This window comes from Streptomyces botrytidirepellens (assembly GCF_003721215.1).
Lineage (GTDB): Bacteria > Actinomycetota > Actinomycetes > Streptomycetales > Streptomycetaceae > Streptomyces > Streptomyces himastatinicus.
Genome location: NZ_RIBZ01000705.1, coordinates 1 through 7,276, shown reverse-complemented (window position 1 = coordinate 7,276; position 7,276 = coordinate 1). Strand labels below are relative to the sequence as shown.

At 73.7% G+C, this 7,276-nt stretch carries 6 protein-coding genes; 3 read left to right on the top strand and 3 right to left on the bottom strand.

Going from position 1 to position 7,276, the window contains the following annotated elements:
* On the top strand, positions 1-2,273 hold a 2,273-nt coding region (locus EEJ42_RS36430), incomplete at its 5' end, for an ATP-binding protein (RefSeq protein ID WP_148082154.1).
* Positions 2,274-3,299: 1,026 nt separating this feature from the next.
* On the opposite strand, the gene nucS is transcribed toward EEJ42_RS36430, so the two are convergent.
* Complete coding sequence (gene nucS / locus EEJ42_RS36425) at positions 3,300-3,962, bottom strand: endonuclease NucS (RefSeq protein WP_039937600.1); 663 nt, start codon at positions 3,960-3,962, stop codon at positions 3,300-3,302.
* Positions 3,963-4,174: 212 nt separating this feature from the next.
* On the opposite strand from nucS, the gene EEJ42_RS36420 reads away from it, so the two are divergent.
* Positions 4,175-4,567 (top strand): SCO5389 family protein, encoded by a 393-nt coding sequence (locus tag EEJ42_RS36420; protein ID WP_123106473.1) that lies wholly within the window; start codon positions 4,175-4,177, stop codon positions 4,565-4,567.
* A 36-nt stretch (positions 4,568-4,603) separates the two neighbouring features.
* Here EEJ42_RS36420 and EEJ42_RS36415 read toward each other — a convergent pair whose 3' ends face one another.
* The gene (locus tag EEJ42_RS36415; RefSeq protein ID WP_123106474.1) at positions 4,604-5,635 is read right to left on the bottom strand and encodes an LLM class flavin-dependent oxidoreductase; all 1,032 of its coding nucleotides are present in this window, start codon (positions 5,633-5,635) and stop codon (positions 4,604-4,606) included.
* A 204-nt stretch (positions 5,636-5,839) separates the two neighbouring features.
* Between EEJ42_RS36415 and EEJ42_RS36410 the strand changes: the two genes are divergently transcribed.
* Positions 5,840-6,157, top strand: coding sequence for an ATP/GTP-binding protein (locus EEJ42_RS36410; protein WP_123106472.1), 318 nt, complete (start codon positions 5,840-5,842; stop codon positions 6,155-6,157).
* 24 nt (positions 6,158-6,181) lie between these two features.
* Here EEJ42_RS36410 and EEJ42_RS36405 read toward each other — a convergent pair whose 3' ends face one another.
* On the bottom strand, positions 6,182-7,171 hold the full coding sequence (locus EEJ42_RS36405) for an ABC transporter permease subunit (RefSeq protein WP_123106471.1): 990 nt from the start codon (positions 7,169-7,171) through the stop codon (positions 6,182-6,184).
* Positions 7,172-7,276 lie beyond the last annotated feature (105 nt).

Below are 7,276 nucleotides of genomic sequence, written 5' to 3'. Positions count from 1 at the left end.
GGTGTGCCGCCCGGCCCGAGCGGCACACCCCCGACCAGCGCGCCGAGCTGCGCCGGGCCGCGGCCCCGCCCCGGCCGTCCGGCACGGTGGTGCCCGACCTGCCGATGCTGGAGCGGGACGAGGAGCGCGAGCGGCTGGCCCGGCTGCTGGCCCGCGGCCGCTCCGTACGGGTCACCGGGCCCTCCGGCGCCGGGCGCAGCGTGCTGCTGGAGGCCGTCGCCGCGGACTGCGAACGCCTGGCGCCCGACGGCGTCGTACGGCTCTCCGGCTACCGCCGCACCCCCACCGACCTGCTGTACGACCTCTATGCCGCCGTCTACCGCGCCCCGCTGTACCGGCCCGAGCGGGCCGAACTGCTGGAGGCGGTGCAGGAGATCGGCGCGGTCGTCGTCCTGGACGACATCGAGTTCGGCGGCACCGCGCTCGACGAGTTCCTCGACGCGACGCCGGAATGCGCCTTCCTGATCTCCGCCACGCCGGACGTCGCGGCCCCGTCCGCCGATGCGCACCTCGAAGAGGTCTTCCTCTCCGGGCTGAGCCGCACCGCCGGTCTGGAACTGCTGGAACGGGCCCTGCGGCGCCCGCTGGAGGAGGACGAGGCGAGCTGGGCGGCGGACCTGTGGTTCGAGTCGGAGGGGCTGCCGCTGCGGTTCGTCCAGGCGGGTGCGTTGCTGCGGCAGCGCGAGGCGGCGGTGGCGGATGCCGCCGCCGAGGCCATCGCCGACGCCGAGCCGCGGGACGCGATGCCGCTGCCCTCGCTCACCTCGGCCGCGGCCCCGGCCACGCTGCTCGCCACGGGGCTCGGCGAGGCGGCCCGCGGCGCCCTGCGGTTCGCGGTCGCGCTCGGCGGCGAATGCCCGCACCAGGCGCATCTGCCCGCCCTCACCGAGGACCACCCGCACGCCGACGCCGCCCTCGGCGAACTGCTCGCCCACGGCCTCGTCACCACCGTCGGCCCGCACTACCGGCTGGCGGCCGGGGTGGCGGCCCAGCTCGCGGCGGACGGGTACGCGGGCGACGCGGCCGAGTCCGCCGGGCGGGCGCACACCGTGGCCCAGCACTACACCTGGTGGGCCGGTCACCCCTCGGTGGCCCCCGAGCGCGTCGCCGTCGAGGCGGACGCGATACTCGCCGCGATGGCCGCCCTGGTCGCCGACCGGGAGACCGGTCACGCCGACGCCGCCGTGGATCTCGCCCGGGCCGCCGCCCCCGCCTTCGCCGCGGCGCTGCACTGGGGCGCCTGGGAACGCGCCGTGCGGCACGGCCAGGAGGCGGCGCGGCTGGCCGGACAGGTCGCCGACGAGGCGTACTTCCACCACGAGCTGGGCGTCCTCGCCCTGTGCACCGGCAACCTCGACCGGGCCCGCGCCGAACTGGAGGCGTCCATCGGGCTGCGCGGCGCCCTCGCCGACAAGCGCGGCACGGTGGCGGGCCGCCGGGCGCTGGCGCTGGTGAGCGACCGTAAGGGCGCGGCGATGGCCAACGCGTTCGGGCCGGGCGTCGTACGGCCGCGTACGGAGGAGCCGGAGCCGACGCCGGATCCCGTTCCGGGGGAGAACGCGACCACGACCATCACCCCGGTGGTGGCCGAGACGACGAAGATACCCCCGGTGACCCAGGTGACCCCGGTGGCCCCGGTGGCCGCCACGGCGGCGCTGCCGACGCCGCCCCCCGCCAAGCGCGGCCCGAAGGTTCTGCGCGGGCTCGCGCTGACCGGAGCCCGGCGCAAGCTGGCCGCCGCGGGGGCGGGGGCGCTGCTGGTGGCCGTCCTCGGCACCGTGGTGACCCTCGGCGCCCTCGGCGACGACGACGGCAAGGGCTCGCCCGACCGGGTCAAGCCGCGGGAGTCGGCCTCGCAGCAGGACGACGACAAGGACCTGACGGCCGACGAGCCGTCGGACACCCCCAGCCAGGGAACGCCCCAGCCGGGGCTGAGCAACGTGCCGTTGTCGTCGCCGTCCTCGGGGCCGACGAGCAGCGGGTCCCCGAGCGGGTCGACGGGGCCGACCGGTCCGTCGACGAGCGGTGGCCCGTCGCAGCCGCCGAGCCCGACGGCGCCGTCGTCGCAGCCGACGACGAACGAGCCCACGCACGAGCCGACGAACACGCCGACGACCCGGCCCACGTCCCCCACGACGTCCCCGACCCGCCCCCCGACGAACACGCCGACGACGGCGCCCACGTCCCCCACGAACACCGCGTCGAACACCGCCGGCGGCCCACCCCCGGGCAACGGGACGTCCACGCCGCCATCGACGGCCACGACGGCCTAGGCAAAGCCCCCACCCCGCCCCTCCCCGAAACCGGTGGCTCCGCCCCCGGCCCCCGCTCAGGGCTCCGCCCCGAACCCCGCGCCCCTGGGGCTGCGCCCGGAGCCGACGAGGGGACCGGCCTCGGGCTGCGCCCCGGAGCCCACGAGGGGACCGCCCTCGGGGCGTGCACGGGTTGGGCCGCACGCTCGGGCCAAATTGGCGTTCCGCCCCTGCCCCTTCTCGGGACTCCGCCCCGGATCCTGTCCGGGGGTGTGCCCCGGACTCTGCGCGGGGCTCCGCCCCGAATCCCGCATGGAGCTGTGTCCCGCAGCCCGCGGGCGGCTGCTCTTGGGGTGTGCCCGGGTTGTGCCCGGGGCTCGGGCGTCATAGGTGCTCCGTCCCCGCTCCCACCAGGGCTCTGCCCCGAACCCCGCAGGGGGTTGTGCCCCGAAGCCTGCGGGCGACTGTCCAGGGGCTGCGCTCGGGGAGCGCCCCGGGCTCGGGCCTCATCGGGTGCTCCGCCCCAGAGCCTGCACCGGTGGTGTGCCCCGGACTCTGCGCGGGGCTCCGCCCCGAGCCCCGCAGGGGGCTGTGTCCCGGAGCCTGCGGCCGGCTGCCATCGGGGTGCGCAGGGTTACGCCCGGGCTCGGGAGTCATCGGCGCCCGCAGGCGACTGCCCTGGGACTGTGTGCGGGCTGCGCCCGGGGCTGTGCTCTCACTGGTGCTCCGCCCGGCGCCCACCGGACTTCACCCCGGACCCTGCACGGCGTTGTGTCCGGGGCCCGCACAGAGTTGTGCTTCGGAGCCCCGGGCTGGGGACAACGGCGGAGTCCCGCCCCGCCGGGGCTCCGTCGTTGGCCCTGTCCTCACGCGCCCCCGGCGGGCTGGGGGCCGGCCCGTCCGGCGTTTGGGGCAGCGCGGACAGCGCCCGGAGGACGTGGGGGCCGGGGCTTGCCCCGGTTCGGGAAGGGGCGGGGTGGGGGAGCAGGCGCCGGAAACCGGCCGGAGGGCGCGGGGCCCGGGTGGCCGGAATGGGTGGGTCCGGGGTCAGAAGAGGCGGAGCTTGTCGTCCTCGATGCCGCGCAGCGCGTCGTAGTCCAGGACGGCGCACCCGATGCCGCGGTCGGTGGCGAGCACCCGCGCCTGCGGCTTGATCTCCTGGGCCGCGAACACGCCCTTCACCGGCGCCAGGTGCGGATCCCGGTTGAGCAGTTCGAGATAGCGCGTGAGCTGCTCGACGCCGTCGATCTCGCCCCGCCGCTTGATCTCGACGGCCACCGTCGTACCGTCCGCGTCACGGCAGAGAATGTCCACGGGACCAATGGCAGTGGGGTATTCACGCCGAATAAGCGTCCAGCCATCGCCCAGTGTCTCGATACGATCGGCGAGCAGCTCCTGAAGATGGGCCTCGACGCCGTCCTTGATCAACCCGGGGTCGACACCGAGTTCGTGCGAGGAATCATGGAGAACGTCCTCCATGGTGATGATGAGCTTCTCGCCCGCTTTGTTCACGACCGTCCACACATTGTCATCGCCTTCCTTCAGCGTGCACGGCGGAGACATCCAGTTGAGGGGTTTGTAGGCCCTGTCGTCCGCGTGAATGGACACACTGCCGTCGGCCTTGACGAGGATCAGGCGGGGTGCCGAGGGAAGGTGGGCGGTGAGGCGGCCGGCGTAGTCCACGGAGCACCGGGCGATGACGAGACGCATGGTCGGCAACGCTACTCGACCACGGAGGCTCCACGCGATTCGTCCGCCGATGGACCCGTTCAGCATTGGCTGGTTGTGTGCCCATTCTGGTGGTGCGGGCACAGGGGCCGGAATACCTTTGAAGCGGGCGGTCGCCGGACGGGTACGCTGCGTCGCCGTCCGCCCATCCCCATCCCTGAGACCCCGCATCCGGGGTCGCGAGAGGAGAACCCATGTCGCTCGACGTCTCACCGGCCCTTCTCGAACAGGCCGAGCGAGGCGAGGTCGACGAAGCCGCATTCGTCGACTGCGTCCGGAACTCCCTACCGTACGCATGGGAGATGATCAGCTCTCTGGTGGCCCAGCTGAAGGTCGACGGCGGGGAGTTCGCCGACAACCAGACGCCGCCGCCGGACGAGCAGGCCCGCGGACAGCTGCTCCGCGCGCTGGCGAGTGACGCGATACGTGGCGCGCTCCAGCGTCACTTCGGTGTGCGGCTGGCCTTCCAGAACTGCCATCGGGTGGCGGTCTTCCCGCTCGACGCGTCGGCCGACGACCGCCTGGCCCGCTTCACCTCGGTCCGGGGCCAGCTGCTGAACCAGTCGCCCGAGCTGCGCGACTGCTGACGCGATGTCGCTGCCGCTCCACCAGGGGGAGGTGTGTCAGAGCAGGAGCGGCAGCACTTCACCACCGAGACGGCGTACGTTCTGCTCGGTGGCAGCCAGATCGCCCGACCCCTCCACCATCAGCGCGAAGCGCGTGATGCCGGTGCGCTCGGCGGTGGCCGCCAGCCGGTCGGCGCACAGCCGGGGCGGGCCCACCGGATGCAGGTCGCACAGCAGCTCCGCGTAGCCGGCCGGGTCGCGCATGCGGCGCTCCCGGCCGTCGACCGTGACATGGGCGCCCAGGCCCTGGCGTAACCAGCCCGGCATCGCCTTGGTCAGGGTCTCCGTCGCCGCGGGGCGCGCGTCCTCGATCTGCACCACCCCGGCCGATACGTGCTCCGCGGCCACCGCCGCGACCTCGTCGGGGGAACGGCCCGCGGCCAGCGCGGACTTCTTCCACAGCCCGACCGCCTCGGCCTTCTCCTCGTCCCCGCAGTGCATGCCGAGCAGCATGGGCAGCCCGCGCTCGGCGGCCAGCTGCACGCTGCCGGGCGAGGTGCACGCCATGATCACGGGCGGGGTGCCGGTCGTGCCCGGGTCGTCCGGGCGCGGTACGACGGGGACCTCGCGGAAGGCGAACCGCTCGCCGTCCGCCCCGACCCGGGGCTCCCGCAGCCAGCGCAGCAGCAGGTCGAGCGCCTCGGGGAAGCCGTGCTCGTACGCCCCCAGCCCGGTGCCGAAGACCTCCAGGTCCACCCAGGGTCCGCCGCGGCCGACACCGAGGGTGAACCGGCCGCCGGAGCTGAGATGGAGCAGTGCCGCTTGCTCACCCAGTGCGACGGGGTGTGCCGTTGGAAGTACGCTCACCGCAGTACCGACGCCTATGCGCCGGGTACGTCCCAGCAGCAGGGCGGCGAGGGTGACGGCGGACGGGCAGACGCCGTACGGCACGAAGTGGTGCTCGGCGAGCCAGACCGCGTCCAGCCCGGCGTCCTCGGCGAGTTCGGCCGAGCGGACCGCCCGGTGCAGCGCCTCCTCCTGTCCTTGGCCGGGAAATTGAGCGGCCAGAATGAAAGCCCCCACACGCATCGCCATCTGCCTCCTTGTCGCGGCTCCATCGCCGACGCGGGCATCCCCTACTGGCATTAACGTCTGACACGTGCCAAGGGCACGGCCTGGCAAGTATTTTTCATGATGATCTGAGGGTGGCTGTGGACGACGACTTACCAGGTGCGTGACCGTTACGCGTACGCTGGTCACAGTCAGTAGCTCCCAGCCCTGTCGAGGTGCCCCGTGTCTCCACGCCGAAACCGCCCCCGAGGTGGCGAGAAGCCCGTCGACCGCCTGGGCACGGACCGTTACGGGCTGGAGCGCACCGAGACCTGGCAGGGGGAGGAGTGGGTGGTGCGGCTGGTGGGCGGCGGGGGCTCAGGCAAGCACTACCGCTGCCCCGGATGCGACCAGGAGATCCCTCCCGGGGTGCCCCATGTGGTGGCCTGGCAGCAGCACATGGGCGTGGACGACCGCCGCCACTGGCACAAGGCCTGCTGGAACGCGCGAGACCGCCGGAGCGCCAAGCTCCAGCGGTCCCGTAACGCCCCGCGGTACTGAGCCCGCGGGTTCCGAGCGCGGGCGTTACACGTCGCGCTTCTCCAGCAGGACGTACGCCGCGACGAGGGCCGCCGCGGTGATGCCCCCCAGCACGCCCAGCTGCGACCAGCCGGAGCCCACCGAGTCGTCGATCTGGAAGAGCGCGGCCAGCGCGAAGGGCGAGGAGTACTTCTGCATCGTCACGCCCAGATCCGCCAGGCTGGGCGACATCATCAGGAACGCCGGGAGGATCGACGGGAGCAGCACCACACCCAGCATCGTGGTGATCGCACCGGCCGAGTGCCGCAGCATGCTGCCGACGGCGAGCGAGAGCAGCCCGAGCAGGGAGACGTAGAGCCCCACGCCGACGGTCGCGCCGATCAGCTGGTCGTTGCTCGGGTCCATGACCTCCGGACCGCTGTGCATCCCGGAGCTGATGAACGTCACGAGGGCGAGCGAGAGGGTGGTGGTGACGAACGCGAGCGTGAAGAAGACCAGCGCCTTGGCGGTCAGCACGCGGGAGCGGGCCGGGGAGGCGGTGAAGGTGGTGCGGATCATGCCGGTGCCGTACTCGGACGAGATCACCAGCACCCCGAGGGTGACGACGCACAGCTGGCCGAGCAGGGCGCCGAAGAACCCGGGGAGGGTGGTGGGGGCGCTGGTGTAGTCGCTGTCGTTGGTGCTCGCCGACGTCAGGAACCCGATCCCGACGACCAGCGCGGCCATGACGCTCAGCGTCCAGATCGTCGAGCGCACCGACTTGATCTTGGTCCACTCGGAGGCGATGGCGTTCCCGAGGTGGGTGCGCTGGATCGGGATCGGCGAGGTGTAGGTGCCCACGGCGGCGTACGGCTGCGCGGGCGCGCCGGGCGGCGGCGACACGTACCCGGGCGGGATGTGCGGCGCCTGGTGCTGGGGCGCCTGCGGCTGCCCTTGCTGCTGCGGTTGCTGGGGTGCGTATGCCTGCGGCGGTGCCTGGGGCGGAGTCTGCGGCGGGACGGGCGCCTGGCCCTGCTGCTGGTACGGCGTCGTCATCGGGCGTCCTCGTTGTCGCTCTTGGTCAGGTCGGCGGGTGCGGAGGCCGGCGGGCGAGCCGGGGCGGCGGGCGGCTGGACCGGGGGAGCGGCCGGGGGCTGCGCG

Bases quoted from the DNA above. Each gene is read 5' to 3' on its own strand.
- nucS (WP_039937600.1), bottom strand. From the start codon at position 3,962: ATGCGTCTCGTCATCGCCCGGTGCTCCGTGGACTACGCCGGCCGCCTC.
- EEJ42_RS36420 (WP_123106473.1), top strand. From the start codon at position 4,175: ATGTCGCTCGACGTCTCACCGGCCCTTCTCGAACAGGCCGAGCGAGGC.
- EEJ42_RS36415 (WP_123106474.1), bottom strand. From the start codon at position 5,635: ATGCGTGTGGGGGCTTTCATTCTGGCCGCTCAATTTCCCGGCCAAGGA.
- EEJ42_RS36405 (WP_123106471.1), bottom strand. From the start codon at position 7,171: ATGACGACGCCGTACCAGCAGCAGGGCCAGGCGCCCGTCCCGCCGCAG.